This window comes from Streptomyces sp. NPDC050147, assembly GCF_040660195.1.
GTDB lineage: Bacteria > Actinomycetota > Actinomycetes > Streptomycetales > Streptomycetaceae > Streptomyces.
In genome coordinates this window covers 110,970-132,386 of sequence record NZ_JBFALJ010000029.1, presented here as the reverse complement: position 1 = coordinate 132,386, position 21,417 = coordinate 110,970, and the positions used below count along the sequence as shown (strand labels likewise).

General features: G+C 72.4%; 11 protein-coding genes and 1 pseudogene. 10 read left to right on the top strand and 2 right to left on the bottom strand.

Translation table 11 applies throughout. The features are described 5' to 3' along the window. Positions 1 to 123 precede the first annotated feature (123 nt). The gene (locus AB0I94_RS34660) at positions 124 to 1,236 is read right to left on the bottom strand and encodes a DUF6801 domain-containing protein (protein WP_363313704.1); all 1,113 of its coding nucleotides are present in this window, start codon (positions 1,234 to 1,236) and stop codon (positions 124 to 126) included. Positions 1,237 to 1,687: 451 nt separating this feature from the next. Here AB0I94_RS34660 and AB0I94_RS34655 point away from each other — a divergent pair. The 9 genes and pseudogenes from AB0I94_RS34655 (at position 1,688) to AB0I94_RS34615 (ending at position 20,019) form a co-directional block, all read left to right on the top strand. Further along, positions 1,688 to 8,778 (top strand): annotated as a pseudogene (locus AB0I94_RS34655) (SDR family NAD(P)-dependent oxidoreductase). A 7-nt stretch (positions 8,779 to 8,785) separates the two neighbouring features. Next, entirely contained in the window at positions 8,786 to 13,315 is a 4,530-nt protein-coding gene (locus AB0I94_RS34650) for a beta-ketoacyl synthase N-terminal-like domain-containing protein (RefSeq protein ID WP_363313703.1), read from the top strand. Positions 13,316 to 13,365: 50 nt separating this feature from the next. Beyond that, positions 13,366 to 13,620 (top strand): acyl carrier protein, encoded by a 255-nt coding sequence (locus AB0I94_RS34645; RefSeq protein WP_363313709.1) that lies wholly within the window; start codon positions 13,366 to 13,368, stop codon positions 13,618 to 13,620. Positions 13,621 to 13,622: 2 nt separating this feature from the next. Then, on the top strand, positions 13,623 to 14,486 hold the full coding sequence (locus AB0I94_RS34640; protein ID WP_363313702.1) for an alpha/beta hydrolase: 864 nt from the start codon (positions 13,623 to 13,625) through the stop codon (positions 14,484 to 14,486). Next, positions 14,483 to 15,685: a glycosyltransferase gene (locus tag AB0I94_RS34635; RefSeq protein ID WP_363313701.1), complete on the top strand. Its 1,203-nt coding sequence runs from the start codon at positions 14,483 to 14,485 to the stop codon at positions 15,683 to 15,685. The genes AB0I94_RS34640 and AB0I94_RS34635 overlap by 4 nt, the downstream gene beginning before the upstream one ends. Beyond that, positions 15,664 to 16,737 carry a class I SAM-dependent methyltransferase gene (locus AB0I94_RS34630; RefSeq protein ID WP_363313700.1) on the top strand — a complete coding sequence of 358 codons (1,074 nt, stop codon included), beginning with the start codon at positions 15,664 to 15,666 and terminating at the stop codon, positions 16,735 to 16,737. Before AB0I94_RS34635 ends, AB0I94_RS34630 begins: the two co-directional genes overlap by 22 nt. 1 nt (position 16,738) lies before the next feature. Then, positions 16,739 to 18,001, top strand: coding sequence for a lipase family protein (locus tag AB0I94_RS34625; RefSeq protein ID WP_363313699.1), 1,263 nt, complete (start codon positions 16,739 to 16,741; stop codon positions 17,999 to 18,001). 126 nt (positions 18,002 to 18,127) lie between these two features. Next, entirely contained in the window at positions 18,128 to 19,375 is a 1,248-nt protein-coding gene (locus tag AB0I94_RS34620) for a lytic murein transglycosylase (protein ID WP_363313698.1), read from the top strand. Between the two features lie 173 nt (positions 19,376 to 19,548). Continuing rightward, complete coding sequence (locus AB0I94_RS34615) at positions 19,549 to 20,019, top strand: Lrp/AsnC family transcriptional regulator (protein ID WP_363313697.1); 471 nt, start codon at positions 19,549 to 19,551, stop codon at positions 20,017 to 20,019. 187 nt (positions 20,020 to 20,206) lie between these two features. Here the strand turns inward: AB0I94_RS34615 and AB0I94_RS34610 are convergent, their stop codons facing one another. Continuing rightward, a complete protein-coding gene (locus tag AB0I94_RS34610; RefSeq protein ID WP_363313696.1) occupies positions 20,207 to 20,653 on the bottom strand; it encodes a hypothetical protein in 447 nt (148 codons plus the stop codon). Positions 20,654 to 20,799: 146 nt separating this feature from the next. On the opposite strand from AB0I94_RS34610, the gene AB0I94_RS34605 reads away from it, so the two are divergent. Beyond that, positions 20,800 to 21,066, top strand: coding sequence for a hypothetical protein (locus tag AB0I94_RS34605; protein ID WP_363313695.1), 267 nt, complete (start codon positions 20,800 to 20,802; stop codon positions 21,064 to 21,066). Positions 21,067 to 21,417: the final 351 nt, after the last annotated feature.

The window sequence follows — 21,417 nt, the reverse complement described above, 5'->3', positions numbered from 1 at the left end:
ATGCTCAACGGACGTACGTCCGGCGACGATGCGCTGGGAGCTGCACGGCGTGATCTGAAACGGGCATTCGTTGTGCTGGAGTTGGAGGGGCCCGACGGCCGGACCACCAGTCGGGCGGAAGGATCAGGTCAGCGTCAGCGTGAGCACGGCCGCGTAGTCACCGGCGGCCGCGGTGGCCGGTACGTCCAGCGCGAGGCCGGCGCCGACCGTGAACTCGCCGCCGGTCTGTGCCGCGTCCGGTGCGCTCGCGAGCGTGGCGCCCACCGTGCCGACCGGCCCCTGTGTGCCTGGCACACAGGTACTGGCCGATCCGGCCGCCGTCTGGCAGGACGGCGTCCAGCCGAGCTTGTCCGCGCCGATGGTGCCGGCGCTGCCAGTGAAGTCGGTGACCTTCCCGGTGAGCGACCACCCCGTCGCGCCGTTACGGGAGTCCTTGACGGTCACCTTCTGCAGATCGCCGGTCGAGCTGCCGCCCGCGCCCTCCTCGACCGGGGACAGCGCGACGGTGTCGCCTGCCTGGGCCATGGTGAGCTGACCGCCGCCCTGCTTGGGTGTGACCTTGGTGTTCACGTTCTGCTTGCCGGTGGTGGGATCCGGGTCTGGGCCCGGGTCGGTGTCGCCGGCCTGGATCTCCATCGTGTGCAGGAGCGTCGCCTGGCCCGCGTCGAGCGTGCAGGCTGCGTCGAACTCGTCACCGAACGGCGGGAGCTGGACCGGGGCTCCGGAAGCGTCCCGGGCGATCATGTTGTGCAGCTTGAGGCCCTTCACGTCGAACTTGGCGGTACCGGCCTTCGCCCAGGTCAGCAGACCACCGGGTGACTTGCCGGTGGCGTTGACCTCGAACGCCGCGGCCGGGTTGGGGATGTTGGCCTTGGCGACGGAGTTGACCACCTTGATCGGCAGGGTTCCTTCGCCGCCGGGCAGCGTGACGACCACATCCGCCGTGGCCTTGCCCTCCAAGGTCACGGCGCCCATGACGCCGAGGCCCTGGGCGGCCCGCGCGCTGACCTTGGTGACGGCCTTGATGTCGTACTCCGGCACCGTCTCGCCCGCCTTCATGGTGGCGGGCATGTCCGAGGAGATGTGGATCTCGATCGGTTCGTTGTTGATGATCGGGAACTTGCAGGTGTACTTCTGGTCCAGCTGCACCGGAGCGGCTGCCGCGGTGCCTCCGGTGATGGCGAGCAGGCCGGTGACCAGTCCCGCGGTCGTGACCGCGGCCAGGGCGCCATGCACCCGGGATCTCTTTCGCTGAGCTCTCATGAGCTGCCTCTCGTACTGCGGGAACGAGCAGAACGGGTAAAGGAAGAATGGCCGTACATGTCGTTACCTTCGCCAGATACGGTCCTGTTTCGGATCCGTAAACTACTGACGGGTAGTCGGGTGGTCAAGATGTCGATTACCGGCGGGAATTGAGCTGCCTGGATTCGGGGGTTGCTTCATCTCGAAGTGAGTAATCAGCGATCCGGATTTGTGTGTCGATGCCAAAAAGCCTGGTTGTGCGTTCAGGTAATTCCGGGTGCGTCCGGGTGACAACTGCCTTCGGCTCCTTACTCACCGTGCAACAGACCTTCGGTAAGCGGCGAAACAGCTCTTGACCTGCTTCTCGGGGGACGGTTAGCTTCCGCTCTCGGCTCGATTGCCAATTCAACGTAATTGCCTGTGCCACCGAGCGGTCGGAGTCCTGATGCTGTCTTCTGAGGAAATCCCGGACGCGGTCCTTGGGCTGAGCCCTTTCGGCCGCCCGGACGCGCGACTGGTGAGCGCGGTGTGCCGGGCCGGCGGCCTCGGCATACTCGACCTCGGGAGCGGCGACCGGCACGCCCGCGAGGAACTGGCCCGGTTGTCCCGCTGGGAGCCCGACCGCTACGGGGTCCGCGTGGGGGAGCGCTGCGCCCTGCGCCCCGGCGACCTGGACACGCTGCCGACCGGGCGGCCGCATACGGTGCTGCTCGGCGTGGACTCCTCCTGGTCGGCCGGTGAACTCAGCGGCTATTACTGGGTCCTGGCCGAGGTCACCAGCCGCGAAGAGGCCCTGAGGGCAGTGGCCGACAGGGTCGACGGCCTGATCGCGCGCGGCAGCGAGAGCGGCGGGCGCACCGGGGACCTCAGTACGTTCGTCCTCCTGCAGCAGCTCCTCGCCGATCCCGCCGTCCCGCTGCCCGTCTGGGCGTGCGGCGGCATCGGCCCGTACACCGCCGCGGCCGCGGTCCTCGGCGGCGCGACCGGCGTCGTCCTCGACACCCAGCTCGCCCTGCTCGCCGAATCCACCCTGCCCGAACGCGATCGCGCGGCGCTCGCGGCGGCGGACGGCTCCGGGATGGTCGCCGTCGACGGCAGACGGGTGCTGCGCCGACGTGCCGCGCGGCCGGAAGCCGAGCACTCCGGTGACGGCGACCACCACCGCCACCCCGACGAAGAGCAGGCGCTCCCCGTCGGCGAGGACGGCTTCCTGGCTGCCCGGTTTGCCACGCGGTGGAAGACGGCGGCGCGGGCCGTGCAGGGGATACGTACCGCCGTCGCGGGAGCGGTGGCGAACGCGTCCCGGCCACAAGGCAACGAACTTCCCGTCGCCCAGGGCCCCATGACCAGGGTCAGCGACCGGCCAGAGTTCGCCGCGGCCGTCGCCGACGAGGGCGGGCTGCCGTTCCTGGCCCTGGCCCTCGCCGACGGCGAACAGGCCCGCGCCCTCCTCACCGCCACCCGCGCCGAGCTGGGTGAGCGCCCCTGGGGCGTCGGCATCCTCGGCTTCACCGACGAGGCAACCCGCGACGCCCAGGTCGCGGCGGTGCGCGAGGCTCAGCCGAGCCATGCCGTCATCGCGGGCGGCAGACCTGGCCAGGCCGCCGACCTGGAGGCCGCCGGGATCCGGACCTTCCTGCACGTTCCGTCGGCCGGCCTGCTGCGGCAGTTCCTGGCAGCGGGCGCCCGCAGGTTCGTCTTCGAGGGCTCCGAATGCGGCGGGCACGTCGGGCCGCTCGCCTCCTTCCCCCTGTGGGAGGCGCAGTTGGCGGTTCTAGAGGAGTACGCGGTCGGCCATCCCGAGGTGCTGGCGCAGATCCAGGTGATGTTCGCCGGGGGCATCCACGACGCGCGGTCCTCGGCGATGGTCACGGCCCTCGCCGCGCCGCTCGCCGCGCAGGGCATGATGGTCGGCGTCCTCATGGGCACCGCGTACCTCTTCACCGAGGAGGCGGTCGCCCTCGGCGCCGTTCAGCCGACCTTCCAGCGGCAGGTCACCGCGGCGCGGACCACCGCGCTCCTGCGCACCGCGCCCGGCCACGCGACCCGCTGTGTGCCTAGCCCCTTCACCGACGAATTCATCGCGCAGGAACGGAGGCTGCGGGACGAGGGCCTCGCGTCGGAGCGGATCTGGGAGGAGCTGGAGCGCCTGAACCTGGGACGGCTCCGCATCGCCAGCAAGGGCGTGGAGCGCCGCGAGGGGGAACTGGCCCCCGCCGACGAGCGGCGACAGTTGACCGCCGGAATGTTCATGGCCGGGCAGGTGTCTCTGCTGCGCACGCGGGCGACCACGATCCGCGCCCTGCATGCCGAAGTCGGCGCCGGAGCCGCGGAATTCCTGACCGAGCGGGCGGCGCTCCTGCGCCCCCGCTTCCCGCTCCCGGTGCCTGAGGCCGCCCCGGCTCCTGAGCCGCTCGATGTCGCCGTCGTCGGCATGGCCTGCATGTTCCCGCAGGCGGACGGCCTCGACGCCTACTGGGCGCAGATCCTCGACGGGACCGACGCCATCACCGAAGTCCCCGCCGACCGCTGGGACCCGGCCGCATACCGCAACGCCGACGGAGATGGGGGCGCCACACCCTCGCGGTGGGGCGGCTTCCTGCCCCGGATCCCCTTCGACCCGCTGTCGTACGGCATCCCGCCCGCGTCGCTCGGCGCCATCGAGCCCGTCCAGCTCCTCGCCCTCGAAGCGGCCCGCCGCGCACTCGACGACGCCGGATACGCGGAGCGCGCCTTCGACCGCTCCCGCGCCTCGGTCGTGTTCGGCGCCGAGGCGGGCAGCGACCTCGCCAACGCCACCACGCTGCGCGCCGTCCTGCCCTCGTACCTCGACACCGTGCCCGAGGCCCTGTCCGGGCAGCTGCCCCGCCTCACCGAGGACTCCTTCCCCGGGATGCTCGCCAACGTCATCTCCGGCCGCATCGCCAACCGCCTCGACCTGGGCGGCGCCAACTACACGGTCGACGCGGCCTGCGCCTCCTCGCTCGCCGCCGTCGACGTCGCCTGCAAGGAACTCGTCCAGGGCACCAGCGACCTGGTGCTGTGCGGCGGCGCCGACCTGCACAACGGCATCAACGACTATCTCCTCTTCGCCTCCGTGGGCGCCCTGTCCCCGACCGGCCGCTGCCGCACCTTCGACGCAGCCGCCGATGGCATCGCGCTCGGCGAGGGCGTCGCCTGCGTGGTGCTCAAGCGGCTCGCCGACGCCGAACGCGACGGCGACCGCGTCTACGCCGTCATCAGCGGAGTGGGCCGCTCCAGCGACGGCCGCTCCCTCGGCCTGACCGCACCCCGCCCCGAGGGCCAGCGCGCCGCCCTCGAACGCGCCTACCTCCAGGCCCGCGTCTCACCGGCCGAGGTCGGCCTCATCGAGGCACACGGCACCGGCACCGTGGTCGGCGACCGCACCGAACTGACCACCCTCACCGAGGTGTTCACCAAGGCAGGGGCCGCCGCCGGCAGCTGCGCGCTCGGCTCGGTCAAGTCCCAGATCGGGCACACCAAATGCGCGGCAGGACTCGCCGGGCTCATCAAGACGGCCCTGGCCCTGCACACCGGCGTCCTGCCGCCCACCCGGCAGCTCACCCGCCCCAACCCCGCCTGGGACCAGGACACCAGTCCCTTCGTCTTCCATACCGGAGCCCGCCCCTGGGCCGCCGCGCCCGCCGAACGCCGCGCCGGCGTCAGCGCCTTCGGATTCGGCGGCACCAACTTCCATGTGGTCCTGCGCGCCCACGAAGGCGGCGCGCCCCCCGCGCACGGGCACGCCCACTGGCCCGCCGAACTGTTCACCTTCCACGGCCACGACCACGAGGGCGCCGCCCGCGAAGTGCGACGCCTCCTCGACCTGATCGGGCGGCAGCCGGTCCCGCCACGCCTGCGGGACCTCGCGGCCACCACCGCTCGGCGTGCCGCGCGGTGCACCGGACCGGTACACATCGCCGTCGTAGCTCCCGACATCCAGGACCTGTCCGGGCTGCTGCACCGAGCCCTGGCCGGGGAACACGACCCAGCCGCGGGGATCTTTCTCGCGAGCGCCACAGCGACCGCCACGGAGAGCACCGCGCCCGGCGGCCGGATCGCCTTCCTCTTCCCCGGCCAGGGCAGCCAACGCCCCGGCATGGGAGGAGAACTGCTCATCGCCTTCCCGGAGGCGCAGCACCACCTCCGCCTCGGCGCCGCCTACGCTCCCGCGCTCTATCCGCCCGCTTGCTTCGACCCCGACGCGGAGACACGACAGCGCGCCGGGCTCACCGACACCGCAATGCCCAGCCGGCCCTGGGCATTGCGGGGCTGGCCACCGCCGATCTGCTCGCCCGCGCCGGAGTGCGGCCTCAGGTGGCCGCCGGGCACTCCTACGGTGAACTCGTCGCCCTGTGCGCTGCGGGTGCCCTCACGCCGGCCGACCTGATCGCGCTGAGCGGTCGCCGCGCCCAGGCCATCCTCGATGCCGCGGGCGACGACCCCGGCGCCATGGCGGCGACCTCGGCGGGCGAGGCCCCGGCCCTGCACGTCCTGCGGTCCGCGGGCCTCGCCGACCGGGTGGTCCTGGCCAACCTCAACACGCCCGCCCAGAGCGTCGTCTCCGGCCCGACCGACGCGGTCCGGGACGCGGTGACCGCACTGCGCGACGCCGGGCACAGCGCTAAGCCACTGCCCGTCGCCTGTGCCTTCCACAGCCCGCTCGTAGCGGGCGCGGGAGCGGTCTTCGCCGAGCACCTCGCCGGAGTGGATGTACGCACGCCGGAGTTCCCGGTGTGGTCCAACGCCGGCGCCGCGCCCTACCCGGCCTCACCCGACGCGATCCGCGCCCAGCTCGCCGCCCAGATCGCCGCGCCTGTCCGGTTCGCCGAGCAGATCGAGGCGATGTACGCGGCCGGGGCACGGATCTTCGTCGAGGCGGGGCCCGGCAGCGTACTGAGCGGACTCGTGGGGCGGATCCTCGGTGACCGTCCGCACCAGGCGATCCCCACCGAACCGCAGGCCGGCGCCGGACTGCCCGGCTTCCTCGGCGCCTTGGCCCGGCTCGCGGTCGCGGGGGTGCCCGTGGCCACCGGGTGGCTCTTCCACGGCCGCCCCACCGTCGACCTCGATGCGTCCGCGCCCGCCAGTGCCGCCGCCTGGACGGTCGACGGCCACCTCGTCCGGGATGCCTCGGGCGAACCTCTGCCCAGCGGGCTGCGACCGGCCCGACGCATCACCCTGGAGGCCGATGTGACCGAGGCGAGTGGGCCTCACGACCGGGACGCGCTGCTCATGGAGTTCCTCCGGGGCAGCCGGGAGATGGTGGCGGCCCAACGCGACGTCCTGCTCGCCCGCTTCAGCGGTCCGGCCGCCCCCGCGCCTGAGGCTGCCGCCCCGCGCGCCGAGCCGGTGAGGAACGAGCACACGGCGCACAGGGAGGCGATGGAGCCTGAGCCCGCTCGGCAGGAACAGGGCACCCCTATTCAGGAACAAGATCCCGTACCTGTGACCGTGCGCCAGGAGCCCGCGACCGGTGAGGACCTGCTCGCCGCCGTCCTGCGGATCATCAGTGACCGCACCGGCTATCCGGCGGACATGATCGAGCCCGACCTCGACCTGGAGGCCGACCTCAGCATCGACTCCATCAAGCGCACCGAGATCGCCGGGGAACTCGCAGGCCTGCTCGGCGGGGGAGCGGACGCCGTACGACTCGACGACGCGTCGCTCGAGGAGTTGTCCCGGGCACGCACGGCGATGGCGATCACGCGGTGGCTGACGGAGCGGCAGGCAGTACCGGCGGCCGCTGCCGCGTACGGCGACGGCGAGCGGGAGACCCGTCCCATCGGTACGTCTCCCCTCGGCCCCAAACCCCTTCCGGTACCCGGTGAAGCCATCCCGGGCCCCGGCAGGGTCCAACCGGCCGGTACCCCCAGGGCACCCGAGGTCGACGGCGGGCCGCCCGGAGCCCCCGTGCCCGCGACGTCGGTGACGGGAGTGCCTGCGGCCGGGGCGCGAGAGTACGAGGCGTCGGCGGTCCTCCACGGCTCGGCCCCCAAGCGGTATGTGGTCGGGCGGGTGTCGTTGGGGCCGTTGTCGGAGGCGGCGGACCTGGACCTGACCGGAAAGCGGTTCGCGGTGCTCGGCGGCGCGCCCCAGGGCCCGACCGTGGCAGCAGGCGCGGATCAGGACACCCCGCGGGCCGATCGGGCGAGCCGGGTAGCTGACCGCGTGGTCGCCGAGTTGCGGCTGCGCGGGGCGGACGCTGTGTCGGTGGGCCGCGACCAGGTGCTGGACGAGGCCTTCGGAGTGCTGGACGGCGTTGTCCACCTCGGCGCGCTTGAGGACGGTGCGGAGCCCGTGCTCCCCACGGGCTTCCCGGGGCTCGCCGCCGCGCTGGCCCGCCGCCCCGCCTGGCTGATCGCTGCCTGCCCGGCGTCCGGCACGGTGGGGGCCGGCCTGCCCGGTCTCTTCCGTACGGCGGCGCGCGAACACCCCGACACGAACGTACGGTTGGTGCGCCTGGCCGGGCGGCCTGAGGACGCCGAACTCGCCGGCGCCCTGGTGGCCGAGCTCGGGGCCCCCGACCGCGAGCCCGTGGTCGACCACACGCCCGAGGGCCGCTTCGCGCCGAGCCCACGACCTGCACCCCTGAGCCTGCCCGCGCACCATGGCGCGGGCCCCGCGGGAGACGGCGCCGCCGAGGCCGCTGCCTGTGGGCTCACCTCCGAGTCCGTCGTGGTCCTCGCCGGGGGCGGGCGCGGCATCACGGCCCGCTTCGCGCTGGCCCTGGCCGCCGCGGCACGCTGCCGCGTCGAACTCCTGGGCCGCACCTCGCTGCCCAGCGCCCCCGAGGCCCCGTACACGGCCACGGCGCGAGACCGGGCCCGGCTGCGGGCGGCGCTCGCCGCGCGGGGCGACCGCTCCCCGGCCGAAATCGACCGGGCCGCAGGACTGATCCTCGCTCAGCGCGAAGTGGCAGCCACCCTCGCCGAGCTGGCGCACCTCGGCAGCCCCGCCCGCTATCACGCCGTCGACCTGCGCGACGCGGACGCCGTCGGCCGGGCCCTGAAGGAGGTCATGGCCGAGCACGGCCGGATCGACGCCGTCGTCGGCGGCGCGGGCGTCATCGAAGACCGGATGATGGCCGACAAGGAAGTCGAGTCGTTCGGTCGCGTGTACGGCACCAAGGTCGACGGGGCCCGCCACCTCCTGGACGCGGCGGCCGCACTCACCGAAGCCCAACGGCCGATGTCGGCCGTGCTGTTCGGCAGCATCGCCGCCGTACTGGGCAACCGCGGCCAGTGCGACTACGCCGCCGCCAACGACGCCCTGGAGAGCCTCGGCGCCGAGTGGGCCGCCCGCACCGGGCACCGCGCGCTCACCGTGCACTGGGGCCCCTGGGCGCCCACCGGCCACCACACCGGCATGGTCACCCCGGAGCTGGGCCGCGACTACGCACGCCGTGGCGTCGAGCTGATCGACCCCGACGAGGGAGTGCTTGCCCTGCTCCGCGAACTCGCCTGGGGCGACCGGTCGTCGTCGTCCGTCGTCCTGACCGCGTCGGGCTGGTGAGGTCACGATGACGCATGTGGCCATCGTCGGCATGGCGGTTCTGCTGCCGGGCGCCCCCGACCTTCAGACGTACTGGCGCAACCTGACCTCCGGGGCCGACGCCATTTCCCAGGTGCCCGGACACCGCTGGGACGCCTCCCTCTACCCGGGGCGGATCTACTGCAGACGCGGCGGCTTCGTCGACGAGTTCGCCTCCGTGGACGCGGCCGGGTTCGGAGTGATGCCGGACTCCGTGCCAGGGACCGAACCCGACCAGCTGATCGCCCTCCAGGTCGCCGCCCGCGCGATCGCCGACGCGGGCGGCGAGGAACGCCTCCCGGCCCGCGACCGCATCGGTGTGGTCCTCGGCCGCGGCGGTTACCTCACCCCGGCCCAGGCCCGCAATGATCAGCGGGTGCGCACGGCCCATCAACTCGCGCACACCCTGGGGGAGGTGTTTCCGGAGCTCAGCCAAGAACGGCTCGCCCGCATCGAGGACGCCTTCGCCGGGCAGCTGGGCCCCGACCGGCCCGAGGCGGCCATCGGACTCGTCCCCAACCTCGCCGCGTCGCGCATCGCCAACCGCCTCGATCTGCGCGGCCCCGCGTACACCACGGACGCTGCCTGCGCCTCCTCGCTCATCGCCGTCGACCAGGCGGTGGCCGAACTCGCCACCGGACGCTGCGACATGATGCTGGCGGGGGGCGTCCACCACTGCCACGACATCACCCTGTGGAGCGTCTTCACTCGCCTCGGCGCCCTGTCTCCCTCCGAGCGAAGCCGCCCCTTTCACGCGAAGGCCGACGGCATCCTCATCGGCGAGGGCACGGGCATCGTCGTCCTCAAGCGCCTCGCCGACGCCACACGGGACGGGGACCGCGTCTACGCCGTCATCCGCGGCACGGGCGTCGCCGCCGACGGCCGCGCGGCGAGCCTGGTCAGCCCCGACCCGGGCGGCCAGGCCCGGGCCGTGAGTCAGGCCTGGCGGGCGGCCGGGCTCGACCCGCGCGCACCCGGCGTCCTCGGCCTGCTCGAAGCCCATGGCACCGGGGCCCCGGCCGGGGACGCGGCCGAAGTCGCCACGCTGGCCGCGGTGTTCGGACCTCCCGGCGATGAGCCGAGTGTGGTCATCGGCTCGGTGAAGTCGATGATCGGGCACACCATGCCGGCCGCCGGCGTCGCGGGCCTGGTGAAGGCCGCGCTGGCCCTGCACCATGCGACCCTGCTGCCCACCCTGCACTGCGAGGATCCGCACCCCGCCCTGGCAGCCACCCGCTTCTGGCCGCTCAGAGTGGCCCGGCCCTGGGACGCCGAGGTCCGCAGAGCCGCGGTCAACGCCTTCGGCTTCGGCGGCATCAACGCCCACGTCGTCCTCGAACAGGCCCCGAGATCCACTGCCGCACCATCCCGTCCGCACGTCCGCGAACCGGAACCGGTACTCCGTCTCACCGCTGAAAGCCCCGGGCTCCTCGCCGCCGAACTGGCCGCGTCCGACTCCGCGCTCCGCGCCCGCGCGGACACCGAGCCGCCCCCGGGCCGGGTCCGCCTCGCGATCGTGGCCCCGGACGCCAGACGCCTCGCGCTGGCCCGCCGCGCGGTGGCCAAGGGGCGCGCCTGGCGGGGCCGCGGCGATGTGTGGTTCGCCCCGGAGCCCCTGCTCACTCCGCAGGCAGGCGGCAAGCTCGCCTTCGTCTTCCCGGGGCTCGAGGCCGAGTTCGCCCCGCAAGTGGCCGAGGTCGCCCAGCACTTCGGGCTGCCACTGCGGGCCGGGGCCGAAGCGGTCGTCGGCGATGTCGCGCGCCACGGCATCGGCGTACTCTCCGTCGGCCGCGTACTGGACGGAGCCCTGCGCGCCCTCGGCATCGAACCGGACGCGGTGGCCGGACACAGCATCGGCGAATGGTCCGCGATGCTCGCTGGCGGCCTGTACGACGCCGCCACCGCCGACGCCCTGCTCGCGGACTTCGACCCCGACTCGCTGCGCGTCCCCGGCGTCACCTTCGCCGCGCTCGGCACGTCCGCCGAGCGGGTCCTTCAAACGCTCGGCTCCCGCACAGATGTGGTCCTCTCGCACGACAACTCCCCGTCGCAGTCCATGATCTGCGGCCCGAAGGACGCCGTCGACACCCTGGTGCGCGACTTCCGCGAGCAGCGGATCGTCGCCCAGGTCCTGCCGTTCCGCTCCGGCTTCCACACACCGATGCTCGCCCCCTACCTGGGCCCGCTGACGGACGGCGTCCACCGCGCACCCGTGCGCACGCCCCGCGTCCCCGTCTGGTCGGGCACCATCGCGGCACCCTTCCCCTCGGCCGCGGACGACGTCCGCGACCTGTTCGTACGCCACCTCCTCGAACCGGTCCGGTTCAGGCCGCTGATCGACGCGATGTACGCGGCCGGGTACCGGGCCTTCGTCCAGGTGGGCACCGGCCGCCTGAGCTCCCTGATCGACGACACCCTGGCCGGCCGCGAGGTCCTGACCGTCGCCGCCGATACGCCCCGCAGCGGCGGACTCGCCCAGCTGCGCCGCGTGGTGAGCGCACTGTGGGCCGAAGGCCGCCCCCGGGCCGTGGGCTCGATGCTGCCCCGTCGCTCCTCCGCCCGGGTGCCGATGCGTCTCGACCTCGGTGCCGCGTCGGTGTCGTTGCCGCCCGGCGTACGGGCGGAACTGCGGGCGGATCTGCTGGCCGCGATGGACCGCGCCCCGGCGGCCGCGCCCGACCCCCTGGACGCGCTCACGACCCGCTTCCCCGCTGCGGCCGAACTGCGGGCCGCGCTGGTCGAGACGGCGGACACGGCGGTGGCGCTGTTCGCAGCGGCGGCACCGCGGGCTCAGGCGCCTGCGCCGTGCGGCGCCCCCGCGCCTGTCGGCGCCCACGCGGTGCCGGATGCTGCCCACGCGGTGCCGGATGCCGACCACGCGGCGACAGACGTCAGCCGAGCGGCACCCCTGCCGGCCGGACAGACCCCTTCACCCACCGTCACCTCCGCTCCCGCCCCGCCCCCTCCCGCCCTCCACCGGTCCCAGCTCCTCATCTCCACCACGGCCATGCCTCATCTCCTCGACCACTGCCTCATCCCGCAGCGTCCCGGCTGGCCCGAGCTCGCCGACCGGCACCCGGTCGTCCCCGCGACCACCGTCGTGCACCACATGACCCAGGCCGCCGAGCGGGCCCGCCCCGGCCGACGGGTCGTCGCGGTGCACGACGTACGGCTTGAGCAGTGGCTGGGGGCCGAACCCGCCACCCGGGTCGAGGTCGTCGTCACACCCGAGCCCGACGAGCGCCTGGTGCGGGTGACGTTCGGGCCGTACGCGAGGGCCGTCCTTCAGCTCGCCGACGACTACCCCGCCCGCCCGCCCGTCCGCTGGCGCCCAGACGCGGAGGAGCGGCCCTGCGCGATCACCGCCGAGGATCTGTACCGGGACCGGTGGATGTTCCACGGCCCCGCCTTCCAGGGCGTCACCGAGCTGACCGCCATCGGCGACCAACACGTGCGGGGCACGATCACCACGCCCGCCGCCCCCGGTGCGCTCCTCGACAACGTAGGTCAGCTGCTCGGTCACTGGATCCTGGCCGAACGCAGCGAGCGCAACGTCGTCTTCCCCGTACGGATGCGCACCTTCCGATTCTTCGGCCCGCACCCGGCGCCCGGCACCCCCGTCGAGTGCCACGTCAAGGTCACCTCCCTCACCGGCACCGCCCTCACCGCCGACGTCCAGCTGGCCGTCGGGGGCACGGTCCTGGCCGAGATCACCGGCTGGCAGGACCGCCGTTTCGACGTGCCCGGCGCCGACCGCCCCGGCGGTTACCCCGAGCGCCGCGCCCTGTCCGAGGCCCGGCCCGGCGGCTGGACGCTGCTCACCGACGCTTGGCCCGACCTGCCCTCGCGCGACCTCGTCATGCGCACCCACCTGGGCGCCGCCGAGCGGTCCGCGTACGAGACGCATCCGCCGCGCGGCCGCCGCCAGTGGCTGCTCGGCCGGATCGCCGCGAAGGACGCGGTACGGCACTGGCTGTGGCGGCAGGGCGAGCAAGCGGTGTACCCCGCCGAGATCGCCGTCCGCAACGACGCCGAAGGGCGGCCGTACGCCGTCGGCCTGCACGGCCGACAGCTGCCCGCCCTGGATCTGTCGCTGGCCCACCGTGCGGAAGCCGCCGTCGCCCTCGTCCGGCCGTGTGCCGAACGGCAGCACCCGGGCACGGGCGTGGGCATCGACGTCGAGGTCGTCGCCGATCGGTCCGAGGCCACCTACCAAGTCGCCCTGGACGAACGGGAACGCGCCCTGCTCGTCGGGCTCAGCGCGGTCGACGGGGAACGCGAGGCCGTCTGGTTCACCCGCTTCTGGGCGGCCAAGGAAGCCGCGGCCAAGGCTGAGGGCGTCGGCCTGCGCGGCAGACCGCGGAGGTTCGCCGTCCGCGCGGTACACCCGTACGGACTGATCGTCGAGGCCGAGCGGCAGCGCCACCACCTGCGCTGCGAACACGTCGCGGCGCCCACGCCCGGATCACCCAGCAAGGACTACGTCGTGGCCTGGACAGTGAAGGAGAACGACCTGTGAAGACGACCTCCCCGCCCGCCGAGCGCCAAGTGCTCGCCGAGACCACCGAGATGATCACGAAGGTGCTCGGTGGCTACGCCCCGGACGCTGCGTCGATCGGCATGCACACCCGCTTCGGTGACGACCTGGAGATGGAGAGCATCGACCTGGTGACCCTCGCCGGGCTGCTCGCCGAGTGGTACGGACCCGACGCCAACTTCGCGTCCTACCTGGCGAGTCTGGAACTCGACGAGATCATCTCCCTGACCGTGGGCGATCTCGTCGCGTACATCTGCCGCGCCCTGCGGCCCGGCGCGGGAGGCTGACCGTGGCCAGGGTGCGGGCGAACGGCCTCGACCACCATGTGCAGCAGCTGCCCCACCGACCCGGTCCGCGCGCCATGACGGCGGACGGACGCGCACCCACCGTCGTCTTCCTGCACGGCGCCTTCATCGACAGCCTCGCCAGCTTCTACTTCACCCTCGGCCCGCAGTTCGCGGACGCCGGATTCGACGTCCTCATGTACGACCTGCGCGGGCACGGCCGCAGCGAACGACCTCCCACCGGTTACACGTTGGAGGACTTCAGCGATGACCTCGCCGCCCTCCTCGATGTCCTCGGCATCCACGATCCCGTACATCTGCTCGGAAACTCCTTCGGCGGCACCGTGGCCCTGGACTTCGCCGTGCACCACCCGACGCGTACGTCCTGCGTCACCGTCGTCGAGTCGGGGCCCGCGACGCACGGCTGGTCCGCGGCCATGAGTGGAGCGCTGCACCAGGCGACCGGGGCGAGGCCCGAGAAGGAGGCGCTCGCCTGGTTCGTCGCCGAGTACGGGGCGCTCGCCTCCACCCGGCAGGGCGACGATCTGCACGACGCGCACATCGCACGCCTCGGCCGCGCGGCCGGGCGGCTGATCGCCACCACCTCCATCGCCCAGGACATCCCGGGCAGCCGTACGCTCACCGACGACCAACTGCGCGCTGTGGACGTCCCGGTGCTCCTGGTCAACGGGCAGGGCGGCCTCGTCGCCGAGGAGGCCGCCCGGCTGGCGAAGCTGCTGCCGCACTGCGATGTCGTCGTGGTGCCCGGCCAGAAGCACTCGGTCCTGGTCGAGGACGCCGAACGCGTCGGCACCCTAGCCCTGGACTGGACGGTGCGGCGGCTGCTGTGCGGGGGCGGCACCCGATGAGCCGCTTCCTCTTCGTGGTGCCGCCGCTCGCCGGCCACGTCAACCCGGCATCGGCCGTCGCCGGCGAACTCGTCGGCCGGGGCCACCAGGTGGCCTGGGCGGGACAGCCCGCCGTTCTGGAGAACCTGGTCGCCCCCCACTGCCCCGTCTTCCCCTGCGCGGGCGCACCGGACATCGACGACAGGCCCCGCGACCTGCGCGGCGTTGCCGCTCTGAAGTTCCTGTGGGACGAGTTCTTCGCACCCCTCGCGTACGCCATGGCGCCCGGAGTGACCACCGCCGTCATGGAATTCGGGCCCGACCTGCTTGTCGTCGACCAGCAGACGGTCGCGGGCGCCCTCGTCGCCGAGCGGCTCGGCGTCCCCTACGTCACCTCATCGACGACCTCCGCGGAACTGTCCGGAAGCCTCATCGGCATCCCGAAGGTCGACCAGTGGATCACTGACCTCCTCGAAGGGCTGCGGCTGCGCCTCGGCGACCCCTCGGCCCGCTACGACCCACGCTTCTCGCCCCGGCTCACGCTGGTCTTCTCCACCAGCGCACTCACCGGTCCACGGCCGCCGGACCGCGGCCCGGTGACCTTCGTCGGCCCGGCCCTCGGCCCGCGAGAGGAAGCCTCCGGCTTCCCCTGGGAGTGGGTGGACAGCGGCGACGGCCGACCCCTGGCCCTGATCTCCCTCGGCACCGCCAACACCGCGGTGGGCGCCCGCTTCCTCGCCCAGTGCGTCGACGCCGTACGCGCCCGCTCACGCGAACTGCGCGCGGTCGTCGTCGACCCCGGTGGCGTCCTCGGTCCGCCGCGCGCCGACGACGACGTCCTGGTCCGCCCCACCGTGCCCCAACTCGCGCTCCTGGCCCGCACGGACGCCGTCGTCTGCCACGCCGGGCACAACACCGTCACCGAAGCCCTTTGGCATGGCGTCCCCCTGGTGGTCGCCCCGATCCGTGACGACCAGCCCGTGGTCGCCGCCCAGGTCACCGCCGCGGGCGCGGGCGTGCGAGTGCGGTTCGGGCGGGCCGACGCCGAGGCGGTCGGCTCCGCCCTGGACGCCGTGCTGCACCAGCCCCACTTCGCGGTGGCCGCCCGCCACATCGGCCGCTCCTTCCGGGAGGCGGGCGGAGCGCCCGCCGCCGCCGCCCATCTCGAAGAGCTCGCCATCGAAGAGCAGGAGAAGCCATGGCACGGACTGCCGATATAGCCGAGCGCAGGCCCCACTACCAGCGCCAACTGGCCGCGGGAACAGAACGGTTCTTCCAGGCCCCGCGCACCACCTGTCCCTGGTGCACATCCGGTCGGATCCGCCGCAGGCTGCGCAGCCGGGACCATGTGCAGAACAAGCCGGGCACCTTCGTCCTCGACCAGTGCCGCGACTGCGGGCACATCTTCCAGAACCCGCGACTGACCGCCGAGGGCCTCGACTTCTACTACGGAGACTTCTACGACGGCCTCGGCGAGGAGGCCACGGCCAAGATGTTCGCCGGACGCGGCAGCGCGAAGCGCTTCCGGTACAGCGCCCGCGCCCTGCGCGCCCATGCGAGCCCGCGACGCTGGCTGGACGTCGGCACGTCACACGGCCACTTCTGCGTGACGGCCAAGGAGGAGCTTCAGGACACCCGGTTCGACGGCCTCGACATGGGCGAAAGCGTAGAACTCGCCGCGAAGGAAGGGCGGATAGCGGCCGCCTATCGAGGTCAACTCACCGAACTGGCCGAGGGGTTGGCGGACCGCTACGACGTGGTGAGCATGTTCCACTACCTGGAGCACACCCTGCGCCCGCGCGACGAACTCGCCGCCGCCCGCACCGCCCTGCGGCCCGGCGGACACCTCCTCATCGAGGTCCCCAACCCCGAATCCCCCCTGGGCAGGCTGCTTCGCGGGCGCTGGATGCCCTGGTTCCAGCCCCAGCATCTGCACTTCGTGCCCATCGGGAACCTCTGCCGCGAACTGGAACGCATCGGCTTCACCATCGTGTCCGCCCACCGCCGCGGCAACCAGCACATCCCCGTCGACCTCGCCTGCGCCACCTGGTTCTGGGCGGCCCGCGCCATGCCCAAGGAGGACGCGCCCTGGCTGGCGCAGCGGCCGGGGCGGGCCGCGGTGGCCGTCCGCTGGGCGGTGGCGCTCGCCGCACTGCCGCTCGTCCTCGCCGCGTACGGCATCGACCTGCTGCTCGCCCCCGTCCTACGGCGGACCTCGCTGAGCAATGCCTACCGGGTGATCGCCCGCCGCGACCTCCAGCCAAGGAATTGACATGCCAAGACCGATATCCCGCCGGGCGAGCCGGCTCACCGCCGTCCTCGCCCTGGCCCTCGCGGCCTGCACTCTCTCCGCGCACACGGCGGGCGGAGAACCCGGCCATGCCCCCTCCACGAGGGCCGCCGCGGCACTGCCGCCGGACGACTTCTACCTACCGCCTTCCACCCTGCCCGACGGGAAGCCCGGCGACGTGATCCGCTCCCGCAAAATCGACCCCGGCACTCCGACGCCCCGCGCCCTGGCCGACACCTGGCAGGTGATGTACCGGTCCACCGACGCGCTCGGCAGACCTCACGCGGTGACCGCCACCGTCATGGTTCCCAAGGGCGGCACCCCCGCCTCACGGCCCATCGTCGGCTGGGGCCCCGGCACCCAGGGCCCCGCCTTCCGCTGCACACCGTCCCGGATGATCGCCAAGGGCGCCCTGTACGAACAATGGGTCATCAACGCCATGCTCAAGGCGGGTTACGCCGTCGCCATCCCCGACTACGAGGGCTACCGGCCCGGACCGAAGACCACCTACATGGTCGGCAAATCGCTGGGCCCCGCCCTCATCGACGCGGTCCGCGCCGCCCAGCGCCTGCCCGCCGCCGGGCTCCTTGCCGACGCGCCGGTCGCCTTCCGCGGGTACTCGCAGGGCGGCGGCGCCGCGCTGTGGGCGGGCGAGTTCCAGCCCGACTACGCGCCCGAGCTCAAGCTCAAGGGCATCGTCGCGGGCGGCGTCCCCGGCAGCCTCATGGAGGTCGCCCTGCCGCTCAACGGCCGACCAGGCTCCGGCTTCCTCTTCTACGCCCTGATCGGTCTCGACAACGCCTATCCGGAACTCAAGTTCGCAGACGTGCTCAATGACGCGGGACGCGCCATGGTCGCCGACCTAGAAACGGGCGGCTGCGCTCTCGAAATGATCAACAAGTACGGCAACAAGCCGCTCTCCACGTACGTCACACGCAGTCCGCTCGTCGACGCGCCCTGGGTCGCCCGCTACACGGAGAACACCCTCGGCGGCACCCCGAAGATCAAGGTGCCGGTGTTCCAGTACCACGCCACCCAGGACGCCCTCGTCGAACCGAACCAGGCCGACGCCCTGCACAAGCAGTACTGCGCCCAGGGCGTGCCACTGACCTGGAAGACGTACGACACCACGGGCCGCCCACCGGTCGCCGACCACCTCTGGCCGATCCAGGCGGCGAACGCGGAGGCCATGACGTACCTCGCGGACCGGTTCGCGGGGCGTTCGCCAGCGCCGAACTGCTCCTAGCCGCAGGCGTGTCGGGTGGGCGGCGTCGGGCGGGCCGACCGCGCACCGAACCTCCGTACGCCGGATGCCCGTACGCCAACCGTCGAGCACCGAACCGTGAAGATCCGAACTGTCGAAAGGCTGACCATGGCAGCGAGCAACAGGCACCGCAGGAAGGGCGGCCGTCGCATCCGCCGGGGCATGAAAGGCACGGTCATGGCGGCCGCCGCGGTGGCCGCGCTCACCGCGTCGCAGGCGCCGGGCGGGCCGCTCGCCGCGCAGGGCGGTACGGCGGGACCGGATCATCCGTACGCGGGGGACGATGGGTGGATACCACCCGCCGGGCCCTCGGCCGATACCTACCACACGGAACTCCCGCCCCTGCACGCCAAACGGGGCGCGCCCGGCTCCGGCGGGCAGGGCAGCGAGGCCAGGACTCAGTCCGGCATCCCGGCGTCCGTGCTGGCCGCGTACCGGCGTGCGGAAGCCTCCCTCGCCGCCACCGACCCCGGCTGCCACCTGCCCTGGGAACTCCTCGCCGCTCTCGGCAAGGTGGAGTCCGGGCAGGCCCGCGGCGGCCGGGTCGACGCGGACGGCACCACCCTCGCCCCCATCCTCGGCCCTGTCCTCAACGGCAGCGGCTTCGCGCGGATCTCCGACACGGACGGCGGCGCGTACGACGGCGATACGACGTACGACCGGGCGGTGGGGCCGATGCAGTTCATCCCCTCCACCTGGGCCCGCTGGGGAGCCGATGGCAACGACGACGGACGCGCCGACCCCAACAACATCCACGACGCCGCGCTCGCGGCCGGCCGCTACCTGTGCGCGGGCGACCGCGACCTCGCGGTCAAGGCGGACCTGGACCGGGCGATCCTCAGCTACAACCACTCCACGGCCTACCTCCGCACGGTCCTGGAATGGCTGGCCTTCTACCGGAGCGGCGTCCATGAGGTGCCCGACGGCAGGGGCCCGCTGCCGACCAGCCCCGGACCGGGCGGCAAGACCCCCGCGACCCGGCCGGTGGGCGGCGGGGTGGTCGTCGGCCCGCAGCCGTCCAACCCTTCGCACCCCTCCAGCCCCTCTGCCCCTTCGCACCCGAAGGACCCACGACCTGGCGACTCCGCCACCGCGGGCCCGACCCGGCCAGGCCCGCGCCCCTCCGGCCCGGCAACGAGCCCAGGACCGTCCACTCCGGCCCCCACGGACCCCGCCCCCACCGATTCGCCCTGCCCCTCAGGACCCCCGTCGACCGAACCGTCCGCTACGGATTCCCCGTCCCCGTCCCCGTCCTCCTCGCCGACGGGGACGCCCTCCCCTTCACCGACGCCGTCCGACTCCACACCTCCCGCCCCCTGCACGCCCACGGAGGCCACCGAGACCGGCCACCCGTGACCAGCGGCTACGAGGCAGCCCCAAGGGCTCCCGGGTCGGTGCCGGGGCCGAAATTGAGGGCGTTGACTCCGAGCTTCATAGAGATCAGCCTAGCCAGGCCACATGTGCCGGCAGAAGGGATCCCTGCCTGTTCAGACACGGTTCGCCTGTGGATACGCCGGTGATCTGGGCGGATGACCGAGAATCTTGACTCGACGGACTGGGCGATCCTGGATGAGCTTCAACGGGACGGCCGGATCGCGTCCACGGAATTGGCGCGGCGGGTGAACCTGAGCGCGTCGGCGACGACGGAGCGGGTGCGGCGCCTGGAGGCGGCTCAGGTGATTACGGGCTACCGGGCGCAGGTGCATCTGGAGCGGACCGGATATGCGGTGCTTGCAGTGGTGCGGCTGAAGTACCCGGGGAACCGACACGAGCCGCTGCGCAGGCTACTCGGGGAGCGCCTGGAGATCCTGGAGTGCCTGCGCACCACCGGGGACGACTGCTATGTCCTGAAGGTGGCAGCCACGTCGATGGCCCACCTTGAGGAGGTTATCGACGCGTTGGCCGAGTTCGGGAGCACGACCACCAACCTCGTCCTCAGCCGGACGCTGCCGACCCGCGGCCCGCAAGAACCACAGGCGAACACCCAGGCTGCTCGTTAAGCGGTCGCCCATCCGACTGGCTTCAGCACCCCAACCCGGCCCCACGAGCTGCAACTTCAGGCTGGAGGACGCTCACTTGTCACTTCGTGGCAGCTTCGGGCTGTCTGCGCTCCTGCGTGCATGCGAGGGCTGACACGATCAGCTTGTCGAGCCGGTCAAGCGTCAGGCGCATGCGCCGCTGGCGACGTTACGAACCCTCGACCGGTAGCCCTGCCACGAACACTGCAAGATCGGACGCTTGAGGCGGCGCCTGCCCATGCAGAAACCGCTGGTAGTGGCCAGCGACGAGACGACGCAGATCTGCCTCGGCCGGTTCATCACCCGTCAGCTCAAGGGTGACCTGATGTGGATCACCCGTCATGCGCAACGGTCTGGCCAGAGCATCGAACCCGCAGACGTACTCATCGGGCATCTCCCACCACGCCTCGGCGAAAGCTCGGTCTTGGAGGACATACATGTAGTGATCGTCATCGAAGAGAATCACGGGGCCGATCGGCATAGTCACTCGTGGAGTATTGCGCACCCTGCAGGTGTGGTTCCGCAGCCGGTGCGCGGGGCCGTCGGGCACGTAGAAGGCGTTGACGCTGACCCACGCCGTCGGCGGCTTCCACAGCAGGTCGGTCTCCTGCCGCACCGCTGCGACGATGTCTCCCAGGCGGTGGAGTGGTCTGCGGCGTAACCAACTCGGCGTCTGAGAAAGGGATTTCGGGGCATTCGAGCGGTAGGAAGCCGGGCGTCATGAGACCGGGTCCTGAAGCAACCGATCTGAAGGAGCGAGAGATGACCACGCAGTACGGCAACCAGCCGACCGGCCAGCATCACGGCCCGGCCAAGGGCGGTGCCAGCGACAACGTTCTCAGCATCATCGCGATCGTGCTGGGAGCAATCGGCCTACTCTTCCTGCCGATCGTGTTCGGACTGGGCGGGCTGATTCTGGCCCTTATCGCCAAATTCGCTCGACACGAACGACTCTCCACCATCGCCCTGATAGTCGGCGCCATCGGACTGATCGGCGGAATGATCCTCGGCGCCATCGTCGCCAGCTAAAGGGTGTTGCAAGGCATTGTCTGGGCAGGTCAGGGCTTGTGATGGCGGTCTTCTGGCCATGATGCGAGCGCGAGGTTGTACATGGGGGCGACGGCCTGAACTGCGTGTGGGAGGCCGTCGCCGTGCTGACGGCAGCCGCGGAGGAGCGCGTAGGCGCGCAGGGGCCGGGGTGTCGTGCCCGGCGTCGGCAAGTCACCCAACGGATACTGCACCCCCGCAACGAGCGCGTCAGGCGGGAACGAGCGGAGCTCTGTTGGCCCATAGGCTGCATCCTTGCCCTTGCCACGCTGAAGGCCCTGCCTCTGCCCTACGAACTGCACCTCGCCTACCAGGACTTCTGGCACCTCTGAT